Source organism: Micromonospora sp. LHW51205, assembly GCF_003315815.1.
Taxonomy (GTDB): domain Bacteria; phylum Actinomycetota; class Actinomycetes; order Mycobacteriales; family Micromonosporaceae; genus Micromonospora; species Micromonospora chalcea.
Genome location: NZ_QMEZ01000003.1, coordinates 590,113 through 611,540 on the forward strand (window position 1 = coordinate 590,113; position 21,428 = coordinate 611,540).

21 protein-coding genes are annotated in these 21,428 nt (G+C 73.5%); 13 read left to right on the top strand and 8 right to left on the bottom strand.

Going from position 1 to position 21,428, the window contains the following annotated elements:
* Window positions 1-10: 10 nt before the first annotated feature.
* The gene (locus DQE82_RS14935) at window positions 11-337 is read right to left on the bottom strand and encodes an ArsR/SmtB family transcription factor (protein ID WP_369799347.1); all 327 of its coding nucleotides are present in this window, start codon (window positions 335-337) and stop codon (window positions 11-13) included.
* A gap of 328 nt (window positions 338-665) precedes the next feature.
* Between DQE82_RS14935 and DQE82_RS14940 the strand changes: the two genes are divergently transcribed.
* The 6 genes from DQE82_RS14940 (at window position 666) to DQE82_RS14965 (ending at window position 4,686) form a co-directional block, all read left to right on the top strand.
* Window positions 666-1,091, top strand: a complete 426-nt coding sequence (locus tag DQE82_RS14940) for a metalloregulator ArsR/SmtB family transcription factor (RefSeq protein WP_069088396.1) — start codon at window positions 666-668, stop codon at window positions 1,089-1,091.
* A gap of 18 nt (window positions 1,092-1,109) precedes the next feature.
* Entirely contained in the window at window positions 1,110-1,802 is a 693-nt protein-coding gene (locus DQE82_RS14945; RefSeq protein ID WP_113972989.1) for a helix-turn-helix domain-containing protein, read from the top strand.
* A gap of 100 nt (window positions 1,803-1,902) precedes the next feature.
* Window positions 1,903-2,988, top strand: a complete 1,086-nt coding sequence (gene arsB / locus DQE82_RS14950; protein ID WP_113972990.1) for an ACR3 family arsenite efflux transporter — start codon at window positions 1,903-1,905, stop codon at window positions 2,986-2,988.
* A 56-nt stretch (window positions 2,989-3,044) separates the two neighbouring features.
* Window positions 3,045-3,452 carry an arsenate reductase ArsC gene (locus DQE82_RS14955; RefSeq protein ID WP_043323146.1) on the top strand — a complete coding sequence of 136 codons (408 nt, stop codon included), beginning with the start codon at window positions 3,045-3,047 and terminating at the stop codon, window positions 3,450-3,452.
* A 78-nt stretch (window positions 3,453-3,530) separates the two neighbouring features.
* Window positions 3,531-3,893, top strand: coding sequence for a helix-turn-helix transcriptional regulator (locus DQE82_RS14960; protein ID WP_043323144.1), 363 nt, complete (start codon window positions 3,531-3,533; stop codon window positions 3,891-3,893).
* Between the two features lie 118 nt (window positions 3,894-4,011).
* Window positions 4,012-4,686 carry a pyridoxamine 5'-phosphate oxidase family protein gene (locus tag DQE82_RS14965; protein ID WP_113972991.1) on the top strand — a complete coding sequence of 225 codons (675 nt, stop codon included), beginning with the start codon at window positions 4,012-4,014 and terminating at the stop codon, window positions 4,684-4,686.
* A 42-nt stretch (window positions 4,687-4,728) separates the two neighbouring features.
* Here the strand turns inward: DQE82_RS14965 and DQE82_RS14970 are convergent, their stop codons facing one another.
* Complete coding sequence (locus DQE82_RS14970; RefSeq protein ID WP_233514669.1) at window positions 4,729-5,634, bottom strand: helix-turn-helix domain-containing protein; 906 nt, start codon at window positions 5,632-5,634, stop codon at window positions 4,729-4,731.
* A gap of 298 nt (window positions 5,635-5,932) precedes the next feature.
* On the opposite strand from DQE82_RS14970, the gene DQE82_RS14975 reads away from it, so the two are divergent.
* The 6 genes from DQE82_RS14975 to DQE82_RS15000 are packed head-to-tail and all read left to right on the top strand — an operon-like array spanning window position 5,933 to window position 11,047.
* Complete coding sequence (locus tag DQE82_RS14975; protein WP_064445565.1) at window positions 5,933-6,310, top strand: cupin domain-containing protein; 378 nt, start codon at window positions 5,933-5,935, stop codon at window positions 6,308-6,310.
* Entirely contained in the window at window positions 6,303-7,667 is a 1,365-nt protein-coding gene (locus DQE82_RS14980; RefSeq protein ID WP_113972993.1) for a class I tRNA ligase family protein, read from the top strand. Before DQE82_RS14975 ends, DQE82_RS14980 begins: the two co-directional genes overlap by 8 nt.
* The gene (locus DQE82_RS14985) at window positions 7,660-8,697 is read left to right on the top strand and encodes an FAD-binding oxidoreductase (RefSeq protein WP_113973106.1); all 1,038 of its coding nucleotides are present in this window, start codon (window positions 7,660-7,662) and stop codon (window positions 8,695-8,697) included. The genes DQE82_RS14980 and DQE82_RS14985 overlap by 8 nt, the downstream gene beginning before the upstream one ends.
* 16 nt (window positions 8,698-8,713) lie before the next feature.
* Complete coding sequence (locus DQE82_RS14990) at window positions 8,714-9,973, top strand: lysine N(6)-hydroxylase/L-ornithine N(5)-oxygenase family protein (protein WP_064445563.1); 1,260 nt, start codon at window positions 8,714-8,716, stop codon at window positions 9,971-9,973.
* Window positions 9,974-9,978: 5 nt separating this feature from the next.
* Window positions 9,979-10,356 carry a hypothetical protein gene (locus DQE82_RS14995; RefSeq protein ID WP_233514670.1) on the top strand — a complete coding sequence of 126 codons (378 nt, stop codon included), beginning with the start codon at window positions 9,979-9,981 and terminating at the stop codon, window positions 10,354-10,356.
* Entirely contained in the window at window positions 10,349-11,047 is a 699-nt protein-coding gene (locus tag DQE82_RS15000) for a LysE family translocator (protein WP_113972995.1), read from the top strand. The genes DQE82_RS14995 and DQE82_RS15000 overlap by 8 nt, the downstream gene beginning before the upstream one ends.
* 40 nt (window positions 11,048-11,087) lie before the next feature.
* Here the strand turns inward: DQE82_RS15000 and DQE82_RS15005 are convergent, their stop codons facing one another.
* Genes DQE82_RS15005 through DQE82_RS15015 form a run of 3 tightly spaced genes read right to left on the bottom strand, consistent with a single transcriptional unit; the run spans window position 11,088 to window position 16,154 of the window.
* Window positions 11,088-12,611, bottom strand: a complete 1,524-nt coding sequence (locus DQE82_RS15005) for a class I SAM-dependent methyltransferase (RefSeq protein ID WP_113972996.1) — start codon at window positions 12,609-12,611, stop codon at window positions 11,088-11,090.
* 34 nt (window positions 12,612-12,645) lie between these two features.
* Window positions 12,646-14,436 (bottom strand): ABC transporter ATP-binding protein, encoded by a 1,791-nt coding sequence (locus tag DQE82_RS15010; protein WP_113972997.1) that lies wholly within the window; start codon window positions 14,434-14,436, stop codon window positions 12,646-12,648.
* A complete protein-coding gene (locus tag DQE82_RS15015) occupies window positions 14,433-16,154 on the bottom strand; it encodes an ABC transporter ATP-binding protein (RefSeq protein ID WP_113972998.1) in 1,722 nt (573 codons plus the stop codon). The genes DQE82_RS15010 and DQE82_RS15015 overlap by 4 nt, the downstream gene beginning before the upstream one ends.
* Before the next feature lie 176 nt (window positions 16,155-16,330).
* Between DQE82_RS15015 and DQE82_RS15020 the strand changes: the two genes are divergently transcribed.
* Complete coding sequence (locus DQE82_RS15020; protein WP_069088386.1) at window positions 16,331-18,322, top strand: acyl-CoA dehydrogenase; 1,992 nt, start codon at window positions 16,331-16,333, stop codon at window positions 18,320-18,322.
* On the opposite strand, the gene DQE82_RS15025 is transcribed toward DQE82_RS15020, so the two are convergent.
* The 3 genes from DQE82_RS15025 to DQE82_RS15035 form a co-directional block, all read right to left on the bottom strand.
* Window positions 18,319-19,380 (bottom strand): DUF1700 domain-containing protein, encoded by a 1,062-nt coding sequence (locus DQE82_RS15025; protein ID WP_199495991.1) that lies wholly within the window; start codon window positions 19,378-19,380, stop codon window positions 18,319-18,321. The genes DQE82_RS15020 and DQE82_RS15025 overlap by 4 nt on opposite strands.
* The gene (locus tag DQE82_RS15030; RefSeq protein WP_043323114.1) at window positions 19,377-19,715 is read right to left on the bottom strand and encodes a PadR family transcriptional regulator; all 339 of its coding nucleotides are present in this window, start codon (window positions 19,713-19,715) and stop codon (window positions 19,377-19,379) included. The genes DQE82_RS15025 and DQE82_RS15030 overlap by 4 nt, the downstream gene beginning before the upstream one ends.
* 108 nt (window positions 19,716-19,823) lie before the next feature.
* Entirely contained in the window at window positions 19,824-21,305 is a 1,482-nt protein-coding gene (locus DQE82_RS15035; protein WP_199495992.1) for a vanadium-dependent haloperoxidase, read from the bottom strand.
* Window positions 21,306-21,428 lie beyond the last annotated feature (123 nt).

Below are 21,428 nucleotides of genomic sequence, written 5' to 3' on the forward strand. Positions count from 1 at the left end.
GACGCCTGCCTCAGCAGGCTCCGACCGGATCGGGGGCCGGGCGGCCCATGACGACGTCGGCGGCGGACGGGAAGCACCCGACACAGGCGTCGTTGATGCGGTAGTGGCGTGCGGTGCCGACCGGCTCGACGAGCACGAACCGCACCTCGGTGAGGATCTTCAGGTGCTGGGAGACGGTGGACTGGGCGAGCCCGACGGCGGCGACGATCTCCCCCACACTCATCGGCCGGGCATGGCGGGCCAGGTACTCCACCACCTGCACCCGCGTCGGGTCCGCGAGGGCCCGGAACCACGAGGCATAGGTCTGCGCGGTGTCGCGGTCGAGGAGGTCCCCCATCATCTCTCCCTCCATCGTTAATCGCCGATTGACGATGGAAGCCTAGCAGGCGCCGGAGCGGGCGATCCGCAGGGCAGCGGTCCCGCTTCTCAGCGGGGTGCCGTCAGCGCGTAGGCGGTGGTGCGGGCGCGGTCGCGGAGGCGGGCGATCCTCTGCGCGGGAGTGGACACCCGGGCGCAGGAGTCGCAGAACCGGACCCCTGCCACGGATGACGGCCGGCGACGCGGGAAGCCGAACATGACGAGCCTCATTTCCTGGGAGCACCTTGTCTTGACATATGTCTAAACAGAGAGTTGCACGCTGATTAGATGGATGTCAACCTAGAGGCATGCCGAAGCGCCAAGCGCCGATCCCCCTCGTCGACCTCGACGCCGACGCGCCGTGCTGCCCCCCACTGGCGCAGCGCCGGGTCCCGGCAGAGACGGCCGCGATCCTCGCGCCCGCGTTCAAGGCCCTCGGTGATCCGGTACGGCTGCAGCTGATGTCGATGATCGCCTCCGCCGACGGCGGCGAGGCCTGCGTGTGCGACCTGACGCCGGCGTTCGACCTGACCGGGCCGACGATCTCTCATCACCTCAAGACCTTGCGCGAGGCAGGCCTGGTGGACGCCGAACGGCGGGGCACGTGGGTCTACTACCGGGCGCGGCCACAGATCCTGCGCCAGCTCGCCGGCCTGCTGTCGATCGAGCCGACCGCCGCGGCGACTCGCGCTCCCGGGGGATCCGGCCGCGCCGGCTTGACGCCTCCAGATTAATCAGAAATTATTGAGTCAATGGACATTGAGTCTTTCTCGCTGGTCGAGCGCGCGCGGATCCATGCCGCGTTGGGCGACCCGGCCCGCCTGGCCATCGTGGACGCGCTCACCCTGGGCGACGCCTCACCCGGGGAGATCGCACACACCCTCGCCATGCCGACGAACCTGGTCGCCCATCACGTCAAGGTCCTCGCCGACGCGGGCCTCGTCGTCCGGGGCCGGTCGGAGGGCGATCGGCGACGCATCTACCTTCGACTCCGACCGGCCGCCCTCTCCGCCCTCACGCCGCCACCACTGGCGGGCGCGCATCGGGTCGTCTTCGTCTGCACCCACAACTCCGCCCGCTCGCAACTGGCCGCGGCGCTGTGGAGGCAGCGCGCCAACGGCGACGCCGCATCCGCCGGCACCAGGCCGGCGCCGCGGGTCCATCCCCGCGCGCTCGCCGTGGCCCACCGCCACGCCCTCGACCTCGACCCGGCCGGCACCGCACACGTCGACGACGTCGTCCGGGACGGCGACCTGGTCATCGCCGTCTGCGACAACGCCCACGAGGAACTCACCGGGCCGGTCCGCCCCCGCCTGCACTGGTCCGTGCCGGACCCGGCCCGCGTCGACACCGACGAAGCGTTCGAGGCGGCCTACGCCGACCTCGCCGACCGCGTCGATCGCGTCGCCCCGCACACCGCCGCACCCTGCGGGAAGCCGGCCTGATCACCGCCTCAGTCTGCGGGCGCCCGACGCAGCCGCCCGGCACAGGGCGACCTCACCCGACGCGCACGCGCCGGCACCGACGATCCACGGGAGCAGACCGATGAGCACCGCCACCAGAGCCGAACACGCCCCACCGTTGGTGGCACGCCTCTCGCGCCTCGACCGGTTCCTGCCGGTCTGGATCGGCCTGGCCATGGTCGCCGGCCTGCTGCTCGGCCGGATCGTTCCCGGCCTGGACGACGCTCTCGACGCCGTCCAGGTCGGTGGCATCTCCCTGCCCATCGCCCTCGGCCTGCTGATCATGATGTATCCGGTACTGGCCAAGGTCCGTTACGACCGCCTCGACACCGTCACCGGTGACCGGCGCCTCCTGGTCTCGTCGCTGATCCTCAACTGGATCGTCGGTCCCGCCGTCATGTTCGCCCTGGCCTGGATGTTCCTGGCCGACCAGCCGGAGTACCGCACCGGTCTGATCATCGTCGGCCTGGCCCGCTGCATCGCGATGGTCATCATCTGGAACGACCTGGCCTGCGGCGACCGGGAGGCGGCAGCGGTCCTCGTCGCCGTCAACTCGGTGTTCCAGGTCCTCGCGTTCGGCCTGCTCGGCTGGTTCTACCTGTCGGTGCTGCCGGGCTGGCTGGGTCTGGACGGCGCCGCGCTGCAGGTCTCCGGCTGGGAGATCGCCGGCAACGTGCTCGTCTTCCTCGGCATCCCCCTGCTCGCCGGCTACCTGTCCCGCCGCCTCGGCGAACGGACCAGGGGCCGCGACTGGTACGAGCGGCGATTCCTGCCCAGGGTCGGACCCGTCGCCCTGTACGGACTGCTGTTCACCATCGTCGTCCTGTTCGCCCTGCAGGGTGAGGCCATCACCGACCGGCCGGTCGACGTGGCCCGCATCGCCCTGCCGCTGCTGGCCTACTTCGCCCTCATGTGGGCCGGCTCCTACCTGCTCGGCCGGGCCATCGGCCTGAACTACGAACGCACCACCACCCTGGCCTTCACCGCGGCGGGCAACAACTTCGAACTGGCGATCGCGGTCGCGATCGGCACCTTCGGGATCGCCTCCGGCCAGGCCCTCGCCGGCGTCGTCGGCCCGCTGATCGAGGTTCCGGTTCTCGTCGGCCTGGTCTACGTGTCGCTGTGGGCCCGTGCCCGCCTGTTCCCCGCGCCGGGAACCCGGCCATGAGATGCCCCGACCGCGCCGCGGCACGTCACGGCAACCATCAGGATCATGGAGACCCGATGAGCGACAAACCCAGCGTCCTGTTCGTCTGCGTGCACAACGCCGGCCGTTCCCAGATGGCCGCCGGGTGGCTGCGCCACCTCGCCGGCGACACCGTCGAGGTCCGCTCCGCCGGAAGCGCGCCCGCCGACCAGGTCAACCCCGCCGCCGTCGAGGCCATGCGGGAGGTCGGCATCGACATCACCGACCAGACCCCCAAGCGCCTGGAGTACGAGACGGCGGAGTCCTCGGACGTCATCGTCACCATGGGCTGCGGTGACGCCTGCCCCGTCTTCCCGGGCAAGCGGTACGAGGACTGGAAGCTGGAAGACCCCGCGGGCAAGGGCGTCGACGCGGTACGCCCCATCCGGGACGAGATCCGCGCCCGGGTGGAACGGCTGCTCGCCGACCTGCGCCCCACCGCCTGACACCCCTGTCGTGCGACTCACCATGATCCGGTCCTGGTTGCACCGGCATGCGGCGGCCGTTGATGCAACGATGCAAGCGTGGGAACTGCGAAAACTGCCACCCCTGCCATCTCGCCGCTGACCGGCGAGCCGATCAAGCGTGCCGATGCCGAACGCCTCGCGGGAGTGCTGAAGGCGTTGGCAGACCCGGCCCGGCTGCGCCTGCTCAGCCTGATCCAGTCCGCTCCGGAGGGCGAGGCGTCCGTCAGCGACCTCACCGCGCCGCTCGGGCTCTCCCAGCCGACCGTCAGCCATCACCTTCGGATCCTCACCGAGGCCGGTCTGATCGAGCGTGAGAAGCGGGGTGTGTGGGCGTACTACCGCCTGGTGCCGTCCGCGATCTCGGCGATCGCCGAGCTGCTGACGCCGCCTCGTAAGCGACCGACGAGGAAGGTCCGCTGAGCAGGCGACCGCGGGGCTGCCGCGAGCACCCGCCGACCTGACCGGGTCGTCCCCGCCGGCCCTCTTGAGGAGCGCCGTCCGGCCCGGTAGAAACGGCGGGACCGACGGGAGATCAGCCATGACCGATGCCGACGGGCAGTTGTCCGCGACGCCCCGCACGAGCCTGCGCCGGATGAAGGAGAAGGGGCACCGCGACCGCGCCGCCCTGTTGGACGTGCTCCGGGCCGGGTTCGTCTGCCACCTCGGCGTCCTGGTGGACGGTCACCCGATGGTGGTGCCGACCGTCTACGGGTTCGACGACCGCCACCTCTACCTGCACGGCTCGGTGGCCAGCCGGAGCCTCACCACCGACACCGAGGTCTGCGTCACGGTCACCGTGGTCGACGGCCTGGTGCTGGCGCGCTCGGTGTTCGAGCACGGCGTCAACTACCGCAGCGCGATGATCTACGGCCGGCCTCGGTGGGTGACCGGCACCGAGGAGAAGCTGCACGGACTCCGCCTGCTCACCGAGCACGTCGCCCCCGGCCAGTGGGACCACGCCCGCCGCCCGAACCGGCGGGAGCTGGCGGCCACGGCCCTGCTGGCGCTGCCGCTGGCCGAGGCGTCGGTGAAGACGCGCAGCGGCCCGCCGGACGACGGCGACAGCCCGGACGCCGCGCTCGGACTCTGGGCCGGCGAGCTTCCGCTCGTGGCCCGCTGGGAGCAGCCGGTGACCGACCCGGCGCTCCCGCCGACCGCGCCGGTGCCGGCCCACGTGGCCGCCCGCGCCGGCACCCGCGCCGACCGGCGCTGACCGGGGCGCCCGCGCCCCGCGACCGCCCCGGTCCGCCGGTCCCTACCGCAGTTGGCGGGCCACCTCCGCCAGCGGCAGCCGGGGCGCGACGGCGGCGCGGGCGGCGACCACCGCCAGCGCCCGGGGCACCCCCGCGCAGTGGGCGATGATCTGCCGTACCGCCTCGCGTTCGGCGGTGAGGCGACGCTCGCCGAGACGGGCCGCCAGCAGCTCCCACGCCTCACCGGCCGCCAGCTCGTCCACCACGACCGGACGCGCGGCCTCGCCGACGACCAGTCCGGTGAGGCGGTCCCGGCTGGTCACCACCACCATGCAGCCGGGGACACCGGGTAGCAGCGGCCGGACCTGTTCGGCGTCGCGCGCGTCGTCGAGCACGATGAGCATCCGGCGCCCGGCGAGCACGCTGCGGTACAGCCCGGTGCGCGCGGCCGGACCGCAGGGAATGCCGCCGGGCACGTCGAGCGCCTCGATGAGGCCGGCGAGCGCCTCCGTGGGCGCCACCGCCGGCCGGCGGGAGTCGCTTCCGCCGAGCTGGACGTGCAGCACCCCGTCGACGAACCGTGCGGCGGACCGGTGGGCCCAGCGCAGCGCCAGCGCCGTCTTGCCGATCCCGGAGCGTCCGGACAGGACGCAGACCACCACGCTGGACATCCGCCGCGGTCCGCCGTCGAGCAGCCGGTCGAGTTGCCGTAGTTGTGCCGAACGGCCGGTGAAGCCGGGAATCTCCAGCGGCAACTGCATGGGGCGGATCCGGGCCGGCGCCGGGTGGGCCGGCAGGCCGAGCACGTCGCGCAGCAGCCGCACTGTCGCCGGGCGCGGGCGGGTCACCCGCGACGACTCCAGGTTGCGGATGCTCCGGACGCTCAGTCCGGTGCGGGCGGCCAGTTCCTCCTGAGTCAGGTTGGCTCGTCGCCGAGCGGTAGCAATTTCGTCACCCAACGTATCCATGTAGCCGATCACAGCGTCGTCTCCGTACCGGTTCTGGTGGATTCGTACAGGCGGACCACCGCTGCGCGGCCACTGAGCGGGCAATCAGTAGCGCCATTGCCGGTGATCTGCCGGTGTAGCTCCTGTTGGCCAGCCGAGGTTAGGTCCACAGTGGGTCCGACGCTATCGACCGAAGTCGAATTGCCACTCCGGCAGGCGGTTGGCTCTGCGTCGCAGAAGCACCACTTCCGGTCACTCTCCGCAAACCCAGATCCGTCCGGCGCGCCCGACGGGCATCGCGCCGACCAGGAGGACGAACATGCGAAGGTACGTCAGCGACACCGCCGAGCTCACCGACGAGTACGGCATCCAGATCGGCCGCTGGACCCAGTACCGCGATCTCGGCCCGTTGCCGTTCGACGCCATGTGGTGCGTGATCCCGCCTGGCGGCAGCAGCACCGAGGACGTCCACCCCGAGGTGGAGTTCGCCGTGGTGACCCGCGGGACCGCCATCTACGAGGCGGGCGGCGAGAAGGTCGAGGTGCCGACCGGCGGGGTGATCCTGCTCGAACCCGAGCAGCGCCACGTCATCCACAACCCCTCCCCCGAGCAGCCGCTGACCATCCTGAGCGTCTACTGGATGCCGCGCCCCGAGACCGGCCGGACGGACGCGGGCGACGGGACCGGCCGTGGCTGACGATCCGGCCGGGCGGGGCGCGGTGCTCCTGGTCACCCCGCCGCCCACCCCTAACGGTCCGCTGCACCTCGGGCACCTCAGCGGCCCGTACGTCGCCGGGGACGTGGCGGCCCGCGCGCTGCGCGCCGCCGGCCGGCGGGTGGTGACCCAGTGCGGGCTGGACGCCCACCAGAACTACGTGCTCGCCCGGGCGGAGGCGAACGGCGAGACGCCGGCCGACACGGTCGCCCGCTACGGGTGGCTGATCCACGCCGCGTTGCGCGCCGCGCGGATCCGGTACGACGTGATGGCCGACCCACTGGCCGACGAGGCGTACCGCCGGGCGGTGGCCGGCCTGCTCACCGAACTGGTCGAGGCGAAGGTGGTCGAGGTCGCGCCGGTGTCGCTGCGCGCCTGCGCGGCCTGCCGGCGGACCCTGCACCACGTGCGGGTCGCGGGGCGCTGCCCGGCCTGCGGGGCAGGCGCGAACGGCGGCACCTGCGAGGGGTGCGGCGGTTTCTGCAGCGCCGCGAACCTGGTCGACGCGCGGTCCACCTGTTGCGACGCGCCACCGGAGCCGGTCACCCACACGGTGCCGGTGCTGCGGCTGGACGAGCACCGGGAACGGCTCGCCGGGTTCTGGTCCGGGGCGGTGTTACCGCCCCGGCTGCGCCGGCTCGTCGCGTCGTACCTCGACGGCGGGCTGCCGGAGGTGCCGCTGGCGTACCCGACGGACTGGGGCATCGAGTGGGACGACGGCCTGCGCATCGACGTCTGGGCCGAGATGGCCCTGGCCAACCTGCTGCTGCCCGCCCGCCACCTGCGGCCGGACGCGGACACCCTGGCCGGGTACCTCGACGCGTGGCGGGACGTGGGCGAGCAGTGGATCTTCCTCGGGGTGGACAACGCCTTCTACTACGCGCTGCTCATCCCCGCCCTGCACCTGGCCGCCGGGCTGCCCGACCGGCCCACCGGCCTGGTGGTGAACGAGTTCTACCGGCTCACCGGCGCGAAGTTCTCCACCAGCCGGGGCCACGCGATCTGGGCGCACGAGTTCCTCGCCGACGAGGACCCGGCCGTGGTGCGGGCGTTCCTGAGCTGGGACCGGCCGGACCGCTACGAGTCGGACTTCCGGCCCGAGGTGTACGAGGCGTTCAAGGCGCGCTACGCCGCCACGCGCGCCGGGGCCGTACCCGGTCTGGACGGTGTGCTCGCCGACGTCGAGCTGACCCGGGGCGAGCAGGCCCTGCGCCCGGCGCACTTCGACAGCGCCACCGTCGTCCGGGCGGCGCTGGCCGCGTACCCCGGTGACCCGGACCGGGCGGCCCGCCTGCTCGACGTCGTCGGCGGCGCGGAACCGGCGGCCTCCGGTGGGTGAGCCCCGCGTGCTCGTCGTCGGCGCCGGCCTCGCCGGGGTCCTGCTCGCCCGGCGGCTGCGGGACGCGGGCGCCGAGGCGGTGCTGGTCGGCCCGCACGGCGGCGGTCCGGGCGGCGGGCACGCCGACGCCACCGCCGCCTCCGGTGGCCTGGCACGCGCCTTCGAGCCCGATCCGGCCGCCCGGGCCCTGGCCACCGCGAGCCTCGCCGAGCTGTGGGACGACCCGGCGCTCGCCGCGGCCGCCGGGTGGCGGGCCACCGGCTCGCTCTACCTGCTCGACGCCGTCGACGCCGGTGCGGCGGCCGGCGTGGCCGGGGCCGAGGTGCTGACCCGCGACGAGGTCTCCCGGCGGTTCGGCTTCGACCGGCTCCCGGACGGCACGGTGGGGGTCTGGGAACGCCGGGCCGGCCACCTCGACCCGGACCGGTTGCGCCGCAGCGTCCTGCGGGGCCTGGACCGGACCGAGACCACGCCGGTGGCCCGCCTCGGCGACGGCGCGGTCGACCTGCGCGACGGCCGCCGGCTCACCGGCGACCTCGTCGTGGTGGCGGCCGGAGCCTGGACGCCGGGCCTGCTGCGCGCCGCCGGGCTGCCGAGCACGCTGCGCACCAAGCACATCCAGTACGCCCACCACCGCACCGGCCGGGCCGACCTGCCGTGTTTCGTCGACGAGACGAGCGGCCTGTACGGGCGGCCCGCCGGTCCGGGGCGTGTCCTTCTCGGGCTGCCCAGCGACCGCTGGGACGTCGACCCGCCCGCGCCCGCGCCGGACTCCGGCCTGGCGGCTCGGGTGCGGGCGGTCGCCGCGCGGCGGCTGCCCGGCCTGGACCCGCGCCCGGACGGCCCGCCGGTCAGCGCCGCCGACTGCTACAGCGACCCGCCCGGCCTGGCCCTGCGCGCAGTGGCCGGCGCCGTGCACACCTTCACCGGCGGCAGCGGCGGCGCCGCCAAGACCGTCCTGGCCGCCAGCCGGCTCGCCGCCACCGCCCTGCTGAACTCCCGATCCGCGATCCGTGTCCCGCACGGCTAGACACAGAGGCAGACTGATGACGCAGACCTATCACACAGTGGGAATTGGCGCGGGGCCGGCGAACCTGAGCCTCGCCGCGATGTACGACGCGCTCGCGCCGCACGACATCGCGCTGTTCGAGGCGCGGGACCAGCCGGGTTGGCACGACGGGATGCTGCACAGCGGCGTGCGCATGCAGACCGGCTGGGTCAAGGACCTGGTCTCGCTCTACGACCCGACGCACCCGCTGTCGTTCCTCAACTACCTGGTCACCACCGGCCGGGTCTACGCCCTGCTGGGCGCCGGTTTCGACACCATCCCCCGGATCGAGTACCAGCAGTACCTGGTGTGGGCGGCGGAGCAGTTGCCGCGCATCACCTACGGCGCCCGCGTCGACCGGGTCGAGTTCGACGGCGCGATAGTCACCCGCAGCGGCGGCGTCGAGGTCGCCCGCTCCCAGCACCTGGTGCTCGGCAGCGGGACCGTCCCCTTCGTACCGGACTTCCTGGACGCCCTCGATCCCCGGCACCTGTTCGTCGCCGACGAGCTGAACCGGCGCCTGGCCGGCGTGCCCGACGAGCCGGACGTGCCGTGGGTCGTGATCGGCAGCGGCCAGACCAGCGCGGAGTGCGTCGCGGCGCTGCTCGCCCGCGGCTGCCGCGACATCAAGTGGATCGGCCGGCGGTCCTGGTTCGCGCCGCTGGAGGACTCTCCCTCGGCGAACGACCTGTACCGGCCCGCCTACCAGGAGGCGTTCCTCAACCTGTCCCGGGACGTGCGGGAACGGCTCGTCTCCGGGCAGATCCTGACCAGCGACGGCATCTCCCCCGGCACGCTGCGCGGCGTCTACCAGCACAACTACGAGGAGCGGCTGCGGACCGGCCGGTTCCCGGTCACGATCATGCCGAGCCGTACCGTGACCGGCGCCCGGCAGCTCGACGGGGAGGTGGAGCTGGAGTGCCTCACCGCCGGCAGTGGCGAGGAACGGCACCGGGCGGTGAACGTGATCGTCGCGGCGGGCCGGCGGCTCGCCCCGCTCCCCTTCGATCCGGAACTGTCCGCGCTGATCGACGTGGACGAGCGCGGCGAACCGGTGATCGAGTCGGACTACTCGATCCGGTGGAAGCACGCCGACGACCACAAGATCTTCGTGCTGAACCGGGGGCGGTACGTGCAGGGGCTCGTCGACTCCAACCTGAGCATTCTGCCGATCCGCAGCGCGATGATCCTGAACTCGATCGCCGGCCGCACGGTCTGCCGGTTCCGTGACGACTACGTGAGCACCCGGTGGGCGTGAGCGCGATGACGACATTCGACTACGACGGCCGCGTCTTCGTCTCCGTCGACCACGCCGGTGACGCCGAGCCGCTGCGGGGGCACTACCACCAGCGCGGCGACCTGGTCTGGGCGGAGATCACCGGTGGCCCGGTCCGGCACGGCCGGCTCGCGGGAACCTGCGACGCCCAGGGCGTGGTGCGCTTCGCCTACCTGGAGGTGCTCACCGACGGCACCATAGTGGTCGGCGAGTGCGAGTCCCGGCCCGAGCGGCTGCCGGACGGCCGGATCCGGCTGCGGGAACAGTGGCGCCGGCACGGGCCACGCCAGGACAGCGGCGTCTCCGTCATCGAGGAGGCGGCGCCGGCGCTCGCCGCAGGACAGGAGAGCCGGCGTCGTGTCTGACATCCAGATCATCAGTTTCGTCGCCGCCAGCCTGCTCATCATCATCGTGCCGGGCGTCGACTTCGCGCTCGTCACCCGGCAGACCGTCAGGTACGGCCGGCGGGCCGGGTTCGTGGTGCTGGCCGGGCTGTTCGTCGCCGCGCTGGTGCACGCGTCGTTCGCCACCGCCGGCCTGTCCGCGCTGCTGGTCTCCTCGCCGACGCTCTACACGGTGCTGCGCGTCGCCGGCGCGCTGTACCTGCTCTACCTGGGCGGCACGATCCTCTGGGCGACCCGGCCGCGCCGGGCGGTCCCGGCGGCGCAGCCGGTCCCGGTCGGCGCGGGCGGCGCCGGGCCGGACCCGGACACCGGCCCCGCGCCGGTGCCGGAGGCCCCGGCCGCCGACGAGCCGCACGTGGCCCGCCGCTCGTTCGTCATGGGCGTCACCAGCCAGCTGTTGAACGTCAAGGTGGTCGTCTTCTACGTCTCGTTCGTGCCGCAGTTCGTCAGGCCCGGCGACGGGGCGGCGGCCCGTACGGCGGTGCTCGCCGCCACGTTCATCGGCCTCGCCGTGCTCTGGTGGGCCTGCTACATCATGCTCATCGACAGGCTGCAGCCCTGGCTGACCCGGCCGTCGGTGCTGCTGGTGATCGAACGGCTGACCGGGCTCATCCTGATCGTCCTGGCGATCCGGATCGCGCTGAGCCGGTGAGCGACGACGGCGCCCGCCGCCTCGGCGGGCGCCGTCGGTCTCACTGGTTGCGGGGGCGGTGGGCGACGGTGAGGACGTGGGTGGTCGGCCAGTCGAGCGGCCGGCCGTCGAGGTCGGTGAGGGACGCGACTGGTGCGATCCGGTTGTCGATCACCCACTCGTTGCGCACCGGCGCCGACGCCGGGCCGATCTCGAACCCCGCCTCGGTGAGCAGGGCCGTCCAGTCGGCGAAGCTCAGCCCGCAGAACTGCTCCTTCGTCTCCGACAGCCAGTTGTCCGTGTAGTCCTTGCGGGTCAGGTAGTCCATCGCGGCGCCCAGCTCCAGGCGTACCGCGCCGTCCGGGAGCGGCTCGTAGGCGAAGTCGAACGCGAAGTCGACGGCGAACTGGTCCAGCCGCGCCCGCGTCGACAGCCCGCCGACGTGGCGCCGGACCTCCGCCGAGGTCAGCTCGGCCAGGTCGGTGCGGGGCGCGGCCGGGTTGTCGCCGTCGTCGGTGGACAGTCGCAGGACCACCTGCCGCCGGGGGTCGTCCGGACCGCACACGTCGCTGTTGATCCAGACGCCGCCGGGCACCGTGTGGTCGTGGATGCGGCGGGCGAACTGCAGCAGCGACTCCCGCCGCCGCCCGTACGACCAGATCTCGTGGGTCAGCGCGAAGGTGAGCGTGGTGTCGACCGAGCGGTCCTTGAACACCGCGCCGCCGAGGACGTTGCGGTGGAAGAAGTAGACGTTGGCGTTGCGGAACACGCCCTGCGCCTTCTTGTGCAGGCACTCCTGGTAGAGGTGGCGGGCGACCTCCACGCCGATCAGGTCGCTCTCGCGCAGCGCGGCCTCCCGGTCGGCCAGCTCCAGGACCGCGCCCGCGCCGCAGCCGATGTCCACGATGCGTCCGGGCTGCACGTACCGGCGCACCGAGTCCCACTTGCGCTGCGCGGCAGTGGCGAACGCCTCCACGTAGGTGCGGTAGTCGCGGGTCACGGTGAGGCCGCCCTCGTCGCCGACGAGCGGGTCGTTCACCACCGACCGGATCGACTCGACCAGGCGGTAGCGCTCGAACACGTCGACAGTGGCCGGGTGGGTGAGCGCGCGCCAGGTCTCGTCCCCGGCGGCCAGGCGCAGCAGCACGTCCCACGGCCGTTCGGGCGGCTCGGGCAGGTCCGGGGCCGCCTCGACCGGCGCGATCCGGAAGCCGAGCTGTTCGTACAGCTTCGCGACCTCCGGCGTGGAGCAGGCCAGCACGGTGTCGGCGGGGGTGAGTTCGAGCCCGGTGGCCACCGCGATGGACTTCAGCGTCACCTCGGCGAACGCGTCGGTGTACGCGGTATCGAAGATCGGCACCACCACCGAGCGCAGCCCGCTCAGCACGCTGAACCGTTCGATCGCGGCTTCCCGCCGGTGGTACGGCACCGGGTTGCGTCTGGTGTTCTCGTGGTTGGCCGACGTCACCGCCCAGACCACTGTGGCGTCGTCCCCGGCCAGCCGCCGCAGGTAGTCGGCCTGGAACCGGGTCAGCAGGTGGTGCCGTCCCGGGAAGAGCACGAAGCGGGCCGGCGCGTCGGTCATGTTCCCCTCACCTGGGCCGATGGGCGGTGCGCGATCATACCGGGACGCTCCAGGAGCGCCACAGATGCCCGTACCGGCCGTCGGCGGCGAGCAGTTCCGAGTGCGTGCCCTGCTCCACGATCCGCCCGTGGTCGAGCAGGACGATCCGGTCGGCGGCGACCGCCTGGCTGAGCCGGTGCGCCACGATCAGGGTGGTCCGTCCCTCGGTGGCCGCGAGGGCCGCCCGGTCCAGGTCACGCGCTCCGGCGCTGCCGGCCTCGGCGGTGGCCTCGTCCAGCACGGCGACGGCGGGCGCGGCCAGCACCAGCCGGGCCAGGGCGACCTGCTGGGCCTGCGCGGCGGTGAGCCGGTGGCCGCCCTCGCCGACCGCGGTGGCCAGCCCGTCCGGCAGCGCGCGCAGCCAGGTGGTGGCGCCGACCCGGTCCAGCGCGTCGAGCAGTTCGGCGTCGGTGGCGTCCGGGGCGGCCAGGCGCAGGTCCTCGGCGAGCGGCCCGGCGAAGACGTGCACCTCCTGGCTGACCAGCGCGACGTCGCGCCGCACGGCGTGCTCGCCCCGCTCGGTCAGCGGCACGCCGCCCAGGCGTACCGACCCGTCGGTGGGCGCGATGATCCCGGCGGCGATGCCGGCGAGCGTGCTCTTGCCCGCGCCGCTGGCGCCCACGAGCGCCACCCGCTCGCCCGGGGCCAGGCGCAGCTCGACGTCGGCCAGGACCAGGGGGCCGTCGTCGTCGTAGCGGTGCCGGCGGACCGTGACGTCGAGCGCCGCCGGGCCGCGCCGCACGGCCGCCGACGGCGCCGGACCGGACGGGGCGGTGTCGGGCAGCGTGGCCACGCCGACCAGCCGGGCGAGGCTCGCGCCGGCCTGCAGCACCGAGTCGGACTCCATCAGCAGCAGGCCGATCGGGTTGAACAGCCGGTGGAAGTAGAGCGCGGCGGTGGTCGCCGCGCCCACTGTGACCAGGTCGGCGCGGACCAGGAAGAACCCGGCGACGAGCACCGCGGCCAGGCCGAGGAACTCCGACCTGTTGATCCGCAGCCCGAAGCGGGTGTGCAGGTTGAAGATCTCCAGCGACAGGTCGCGCGCCACGCCGGAGCGCTCGGCGATCGCCGCGACGTGCGCGTCCTCGGTCCGGTACGCGCGCACTGTCGCCGCGCCGCGCAGCGCGCCGGCCATCGCCTGCGTCCGCTCGCCGGTGGCGACGCGCTCACGGGCGTAGTACGGCGCCGACCGGCGCAGGTACCAGCGCAGCGCCAGCGCGTACGCGGGCGCTGCCACCAGCCCGGCGAGGCCGAGCCGCCAGTCGAGCGCGACCAGCCCGAACACGGTCAGCACCACGGACAGCAGCGCGCCGACGAACGCCGGACCGCTGACCGCGATCACGTTCGTCACCACCGCCACGTCGTCGCCGACCCGGGCCAGCAGGTCACCGGTGCCGGCCCGTTCCAGCGTCGCCGAGGGCAGGTGCAGCGCCCGGTCGAGCACCCGCTCGCGCAGCCGGGCCAGCACCGTCTCGCCCAGGCGGGACGCGAGCGCGGCCCCGGCGGCGGTGAGCAGTCCGGTGAGCACTGCCGCACCGGCGATCACCGCGACCCGGCCGGCGATCCGGGAGACCGGGGCGTCGGCGATGACGTCGTCGACGAGGCGGCCGAGCACCCAGGGCGCGACCAGCCCACCGGTGGCGGCGGCGACGAGCACGGCGGTCGCGGCGGCGCTGAGGCCGGGCCGCCGCCGGAACTCCGCGCCGAGCGTCGTCCAGGTCCGCCGGGCGGTCGCGGTGGGCAGCAACGCCCGGCCGGGTTCGGCGGTACGCGGGTCAGCGGTCACCGCAGTGTCTCCTCGCGGTAGCGGGCGTCGGTGGCCAGCAGGTGCTCGTGCGTCCCTTCGGCGGTCACCCGGCCGTCGGCGATCACCACCACCCGGTCGGTGATCCGCAGCAGGGCGGGGCTGCTGGTGACCAGCAGCGTGCCTCGGGGCGCGTCGCGGCGCGCACCGGCCAGTCCGTCGGCGAGTTGGGCCTCGGTGGCGGCGTCCACTGCGGTCGTGGGGTCGTGCAGCACGAGCACCGGCGGGTCGGCGTGCAACGCCCGCGCCAGCCCGAGCCGCTGGCGCTGGCCGCCGGAGAGGTTGGCGCCGCGCTCGACGAGCCGGTGGCCGAGGCCGCCGGGGTGCCCGTCCACCACGTCGTCCGCCGCGGCCGCCCGGACCGCGGCGCGCAGGCGTCCCTCGTCGGTGCTGCGGCCGGCGGCGAGGTTGGCGGCCACGGTTCCCTCGAACAGCGTCACGTCGTGCGGCTCGACCAGCACGGCGCCGCGCAGCGCGTCGATGTCCAGGTCGTCGGCGGGTACGCCGTCGACGCGTACCGCGCCCCGGCGCCGGTCCGCGGGCACCCGTCCGGACAGCAACGCGACCAGCGCGTCCGCGTCGGCCGGGTCGTACGCCAGCACGCCGACGATCTCCCCCGGGTCGACGCGCAGGCACACCCCGTCCAGCGCGGCGTGCCCGACGTGGTCGAGGACGAGCCGCGGCCCGTCCGTACGGTCCGGCCGGGACGCGGCGCCCGGCCGGGTCAGCGGCTCGGCGCCGAGCACGCGCGCGACCCGGGCCGCGGAGGCGCGGGCCATCGCGAACAACTGCACGCAGTAGCCCAGCGTCTGCACCGGCTCGGCGACGAACTGCGCGAGCCCGACCACTGTCACCAGTTCACCGATGGTGAGCCGGCCACGCAGGGCGAGCCAGCCGGCGGCACCGGCGACAGCGGCGAGGAAGAGGCCGTTCGCGGCGGTGGTGAGCCCGAGGTGCAGGCCCTTGGTGTTGGCGGCGCGCAGCGTCACGGCGAGGGCGCGCCGGCTGGCGGCGGCGTACCGGCCGGCGGCGTGGTGCTGGGCGCCGATGCCGCGCAGCACGCGCAGGCCGGAGACGAGGTCGACGGCGAGCGCCGTGGTCTCGGCGAGGGCCTCCTGCTGGGAGGCGCTGCGCCGGGACAGCAGCGGTGCCATCCGTTGCAGCGCCAGGACCAGCACCGGTACGCCGATGAGCACGCCGAGTCCGAGCGGGACGTCGATGACCAGCAGCGCGACGGCCGCGACGGTCAGCGCGCTCACCGCGGCGACGCCGAAGCCGGCCACCCGGACCACGTACGCGGAGAGTTCGGCGTCGGAGGCGGCGACCGAGAGCAGTTCGCCGTCGCGTAGGCCGGAGCGGTGCCCGCGCGGGTCGAGCGCGCGCTCGGCCAGTTCCACCCGTAGCAGGTGCGCCTCCCGCTCCACGGCCGCGAACGCCTGGCGGGCGCCGTTGCGGTAGGCGAACGCCAGCACGGTGAACAGGGCGGCGAGGCCGGCGACGGAGTACGCGAGCGCCCACGGGTCGCCGGTCACCACGGCCCGGTCGATGATGACGCCGATCGCCACCGGCACGAGCGCCTCGGTGACCTGGTGCAGCCCGAGCAGGGTCACGCCGATCAGCACCGGGCGGCGCTGGCGGCGCAGCGCCTGGCGGAGCACGTGCCGGGCGGTGACGGCGCTGCCGGGGGGAAGCGGGGACACGAGGGGATGCCTCCAGTGCTTGAAGTGAGGACAGCCTAACCTCAGCCCCGCGGGCAGCCGAACCGCCGGGGGGTGGCCGGGCTCACCACGCGCTCCGCCAGCGGCGCGCGATCACCGCCGGTAATGTTGATCAGGCCGAGAGTGTACGCAAATGTCCACTGCACCGAGGAGTGACAATGTTCGATCACGCAGCCGGCCGCATCGACATCGCACGCCTGCGGGAAACGCTTGACGGCCGGTGGGCCGACGTCCGCCGGGCGCACCGCGAACACCTCGACGAACGCTTCCTCCCGGTGTACGGCGAGACCGGTGACCAGGCTCGCGAGCGCATCACCCGGCTGCTGTCCGAACTCCCTGTCGAACTGGGCATCGCCTCGGGCTTCCCCGTCGAGTACGGCGGCCGCGGCGACGTGGGCGCCTCGATCGTCGCCACCGAGATGCTGGCCCAGGTGGACCTGTCACTGATGGTGAAGGCCGGCGTCCAGTGGGGCCTGTTCGGCGGCGCGGTCGCCGCGCTCGGCACGAAGCGGCACCACGACGCCTACCTGCCCGACATCGTCGCGGGCCGGCTCTTCGGCTGCTTCGCGATGACCGAGACCGGCCACGGCTCGGACGTGCAGCAACTGCGCACCACCTGCGTGTACGACCCGCAGACCCAGACCTTCGACCTGCACACGCCGCACGAGGCGGCGCGCAAGGACTACATCGGCAACGCGGCCCGGGACGGGCGGATGGCTGTGGTCTTCGCCCAGCTCGTCACCGGCGGGCGCCGGCACGGCGTGCACGCCTGGCTGGTGCCGATCCGCGACGAGCACGGCCGGCCGATGCCCGGCGTGACCATCGGCGACGCCGGACCCAAGGCCGGCCTGCTCGGCGTGGACAACGGGCGGCTCAGCTTCGACCACGTGCGGGTGCCGCGGGACATGCTGCTGGACCGGTACGCGCAGGTCGCCGAGGACGGCACGTACTCCAGCCCGATCGAGAACGACTCCCGGCGCTTCTTCACCATGCTGGGCACCCTGGTCCGGGGCCGGGTGAGCGTGGGCGGCGCGGCGTCGGCGGCCACCAAGGCGGCGCTGGCCATCGCGGTGCGCTACGGCGACATCCGCCGGCAGTTCAGCGACGCCGACGGCGACCGCGAGGTGCTGCTCAACGACTACCTGGCGCACCAGCGCAAGCTGCTGCCCGCGCTGGCCACCACGTACGCGCTGACCTTCGCCCAGGCGGAGCTGGTCGCGGCGCTGGACGAGATCCAGGGCGGCGACGGGCCGGTCGACGAACACCGGCAGCGGGAGCTGGAGTCCCGGGCCGCCGGGCTGAAGGCGGCGCAGACCTGGCACGCCACCCGCACCATCCAGATGTGCCGGGAGGCGTGTGGCGGCGCCGGCTACCTGTCGGAGAACCGCCTGCCCAGCCTCAAGGCCGACACCGATGTCTTCACCACGTTCGAGGGCGACAACACGGTGCTGCTGCAACTGGTCGCCAAGGGGTTGCTGACCGGTTACCGGGACGAGTTCGGCTCGCTCGACGGCTGGGGACGCGCCTCCTTCGTCGCCGAGCAGGTACGCGAGATGGTGCTGGAGCGCACCGCCGCCCGGGCGCTGATCGCACGTCTGGTCAGCGCGGTGCCGGGCCGCGACGACGAGGTCGCGGTCACCGACCGGGGCTGGCAGCTCAAGCTCTTCGAGGACCGCGAGGAGCACCTGCTCGACAGCGCGGTGCGCCGCCTGCGCGGTGGCGCGTCGACCAAGAAGGACCGGCCCTTCGACATCTTCAACGACGTCCAGGACCACGTCCTCGCCGTCGCCGCCGCGCACATCGACCGGGTGACGCTGGAGGCGTTCGTCGCCGGGATCGACGCCACCGCCGACCCGGCGGTCAAGGAGCTGCTGTCCCGGGTCTGCGACCTGTACGCGCTCACCGTGATCGAGGCGAACAAGGGCTGGCTGCTGGAGCACGGCCGGCTCACCCCGGCCCGCTCGAAGACGATCACCAGCGTGGTGAACGGGCTGCTCAAGGAGCTGCGCCCGTACATGCGCACGCTCGTGGACGGGTTCGCCATCCCGGACGCCTGGCTGCACGCCGCGATCCTGCGCGAGGAGCCCGGACGCCAGGAGGCGATGGCCGCGCACGACACCGCCGCCGACCCGCAGGCCGTGCCGGCCTAGCCAGCCGGCGCCGCGGCCTCCGGGTCCGCCTCCGTGGCCGGCTCAGGTCGCGGCCGGGCCGGTGCGCCGGGCGTCCCGGCGGGATCGCCGTCGACGGGCGGTGAGGTGGGGTCACCGTCGGCCGCCCGCGCGGTGGCGGGGTCACCGTCGGCCGGCCGCGCCGCCGCGTACCCGGCGGCACCGAGCGCCAGGTACAGCCCGCCGAACAGCCAGAAGGCGGCGAACAGGAAGCCGCGCTCGGCCATCGCGAGGATCATGACCAGCGCGCCGGCCAGCGCGGTCACCGCGTACCCGGCCCGGAATCCGTAGGCGCACAGCGCACCGGCCGCGACCGGCCCGGCGATCCACAGCGCCGCGCCCACCCAGCCGACACCGACCGAGCCGCCGGCCGACGCGACCGCCACGAGTACGCCGGGCATCGCCACGATCCCACCGGCCAGGACGTGCCACCACCGTCCCCCGGCGCCTCGCCGCACGGCCCACGGCACGAGCGCCGCCGCCCAGGCCACCAGCGCGAGCGGGAAGTAGTACAGGCCCGTCTCGCCGGCCGCGCAGGCGAACATGGTCAGCGCGATCGCGCCGGCGAGCCGCGACCCGGCGCGTACCCGGGCGGGCGCCACGAGCGGCGCGGCCGCGACGAGCGCCGGCAGCAGCGTGAGCAGCGCGATTCCCGGACCGAGCCGGCCGAGGACGCCCGGCTCGCCGGCGTCGGTCTGGATCGGCTCGACCGGCACTGTGGACGGCAGCAGGAAGCTCACGCACACGGCGATCAGCACGCCGACCGCCGACGCGACCAGGGACAGCGTCCGGCCGACCCGCTCCGGGCGGTCCTGGTCCGGTAGCCCCAGCTCCTCCCGCGCCTGCCGGGCCACGTCCGGCGCGGCACCCAGGCCGGCGAGGACCTCGTCGGCGCTCCGCCCGCTGTCGAGGGCGTCGGCGATGTGCGCGCGGACATCCGCGACGATCTCCTCCGCCGTGCCGGACGGGACGTCCGACAACTCCGCGTCCAGCGCCCGCAGGTAGGCCCACGCCGCCTCCGGGAGGCCGTCGTCGCTCATCCTTCCTCCCCCATCAACTCGTCCACGTGCGGCTGGATCTCCCGCCACACCGTCGCGAACACCCGCAGGTGCGCCCGCCCCTGGTCGGTGATCGCGTAGTACCGCCGGGCGTGCCCCTGCTCGGGGGCCACCCACCGGGTCTGCACGGTGCCGGCCTGCCGCATGCGGGCGAGCAGCGGATACAGGCTGCCCTCGCTGGCGGTCAGGCCGCGCACGGCGAGCCAGTCGGCCAGTTCCAGGCCGTACATGTCGCGCCGTGAGAGCAGCGCGAGCACGCAGTACTCCAGCACGCCCTTGCGGATGTTCGTGGTGATCCGCTCACGTGCCCCGTCCATGCCTCGCAAGATACCTTGCTATGCAAGACATGTGGTGAGGGGGTCGGAACGCGCGCTGCCGGCCACGCCCGAGGGCATGGCCGGCAGCGCGGACCGGTACAGCGGGGATCAGCGCCCGTTCAGCTTGCGCTGGACGAAGTCGAAGGCACGGTCACCGAGCTGCGGCGCGTACTGGTCGACGGCCGCGACCGAGGCGGGGAAGTTCTCGCCGCCCCAGACCCGGCTCTGCCCGCACTCGGCGGCCCACTCCGAGTAGCTGTTCCAGGTCAGCATCATGTCGGCGGCCGGGGTCACGCCCGGCTCCACGATCGAGGAGCCCTTGCGCACCGGGATCACCACGGTCAGCTTGTCGGTGCCGGTGAACCGGCGAGCGACCTGGGCGTAGGCGACACAGACCGCCGCGTTTACCGACGGGTACTCCGGAGCGGCGATGGCGACCGAGCTGAGGTAGCTGCGCCATTGGGTGCCGGTGATGTCGTTGACGGTGCCCCGGCCCGGGCCGCCCCACGCGGTCAGCTTCTTGTTCGGATACAGGTGGCGGATCGCGCTGAACGGCTGCACCGAGTCGTACTTGCGCATGTAGTACCAGGAGGCGATCGCCACGTCGAACCCGGCGACGTCCGTCATCACGATGAACCGGACCGAGTCCTCGGTGTTGTACCGGCCCCGCAGCAGCGTGTGCGCGATGGCGCCGTACGGCGTGATGTTGTCGCTGAAGATCTCCGCGCTCATCTTCTTGCGGTCGTCCAGGCCGGCCGAGGCGCGCAGCACCTCGTCGGCCTGCTTGCGGTAGCCCTTCGGGTTCAGCAGGTGGTGGTTCGCCGGCGGGGTGAGCCGGAACTGCTCGGGCCGGTCGAAGGTGATCGGCTTGACCCGGCCGAACTGGGGCGTCGCGAACTCCTGCGTGTTGACGACCTCGCGCTTGGAGATGGTGTTCGGCTGCCAGCGCGACGGGAAGCGCAGCTCGTACGGGCTGTTGACCGGCCGGTAGCCGGTGTGGTCGGCGTACGGCTCGCGGTTGTAGCGGCGGCCGCCCGCGTCGCCGTCCCGGTTCGTACCGTCGTTGCGGCGCGCCGCCATCGCGTTCTTCGCGGCGAGGATGCCGATGCCGCTGGCGGTGGTGCGGTCCTCCGCGGTGACCGCCGGGTCCAGGCCCGCGGTGGCCATCATCCGCTGCCAGGTCGCCTCGTGCTGCGGGTAGAGCTTGCTGAGCGAGGTGTAGGCCGAGTAGATGACGGCGATGTTCTTGTTGCGCGTCGTGTGCTCCTCGGCGGGACGGCGGCCGATGGTGGAGAAGATGCCGACCGCGGTGGGGTGGTACGCCGCCAGGGCGTCGAACCACGGCAGTTCGATGAGCATGGCCCGGTCCGCGGCCCAGGACCCGGGCCGGCCGCTGTACTCGACCCGCGGCTCGGTGTTGAGGGCCGGGTAGATGACGTCGGTCAGGGCGTTCCCGTGGTCGAGGTCGAAGGTCGCTGCCTGCGGGGCCGCCGACACACCGTTTGTCAGCGACACCACCAGGGCGATCGCCGCGGCGACGGCCGCGGCACCCCCGAGATGCCGTTTCCGCGGCCGCCTCAGAATCTTCACCGGGAATTCTCCTCTCCATTGGACCGCCGCACAAATGTGCTCACCGAAAATGAGGGCAGCGGATCGAAGGAACATTAACGCGCGTTATTCACGCCGGTCCACTACTCGATCGGGTAGTGGCGA

Bases quoted from the DNA above. Each gene is read 5' to 3' on its own strand.
- DQE82_RS14935 (WP_369799347.1), bottom strand. From the start codon at position 337: ATGGGGGACCTCCTCGACCGCGACACCGCGCAGACCTATGCCTCGTGG.
- DQE82_RS14940 (WP_069088396.1), top strand. From the start codon at position 666: ATGCCGAAGCGCCAAGCGCCGATCCCCCTCGTCGACCTCGACGCCGAC.
- DQE82_RS14945 (WP_113972989.1), top strand. From the start codon at position 1,110: ATGGACATTGAGTCTTTCTCGCTGGTCGAGCGCGCGCGGATCCATGCC.
- arsB (WP_113972990.1), top strand. From the start codon at position 1,903: ATGAGCACCGCCACCAGAGCCGAACACGCCCCACCGTTGGTGGCACGC.
- DQE82_RS14955 (WP_043323146.1), top strand. From the start codon at position 3,045: ATGAGCGACAAACCCAGCGTCCTGTTCGTCTGCGTGCACAACGCCGGC.
- DQE82_RS14965 (WP_113972991.1), top strand. From the start codon at position 4,012: ATGACCGATGCCGACGGGCAGTTGTCCGCGACGCCCCGCACGAGCCTG.
- DQE82_RS14970 (WP_233514669.1), bottom strand. From the start codon at position 5,634: ATGGATACGTTGGGTGACGAAATTGCTACCGCTCGGCGACGAGCCAAC.
- DQE82_RS14975 (WP_064445565.1), top strand. From the start codon at position 5,933: ATGCGAAGGTACGTCAGCGACACCGCCGAGCTCACCGACGAGTACGGC.
- DQE82_RS14990 (WP_064445563.1), top strand. From the start codon at position 8,714: ATGACGCAGACCTATCACACAGTGGGAATTGGCGCGGGGCCGGCGAAC.
- DQE82_RS14995 (WP_233514670.1), top strand. From the start codon at position 9,979: ATGACGACATTCGACTACGACGGCCGCGTCTTCGTCTCCGTCGACCAC.
- DQE82_RS15005 (WP_113972996.1), bottom strand. From the start codon at position 12,611: ATGACCGACGCGCCGGCCCGCTTCGTGCTCTTCCCGGGACGGCACCAC.
- DQE82_RS15020 (WP_069088386.1), top strand. From the start codon at position 16,331: ATGTTCGATCACGCAGCCGGCCGCATCGACATCGCACGCCTGCGGGAA.
- DQE82_RS15025 (WP_199495991.1), bottom strand. From the start codon at position 19,380: ATGAGCGACGACGGCCTCCCGGAGGCGGCGTGGGCCTACCTGCGGGCG.
- DQE82_RS15030 (WP_043323114.1), bottom strand. From the start codon at position 19,715: ATGGACGGGGCACGTGAGCGGATCACCACGAACATCCGCAAGGGCGTG.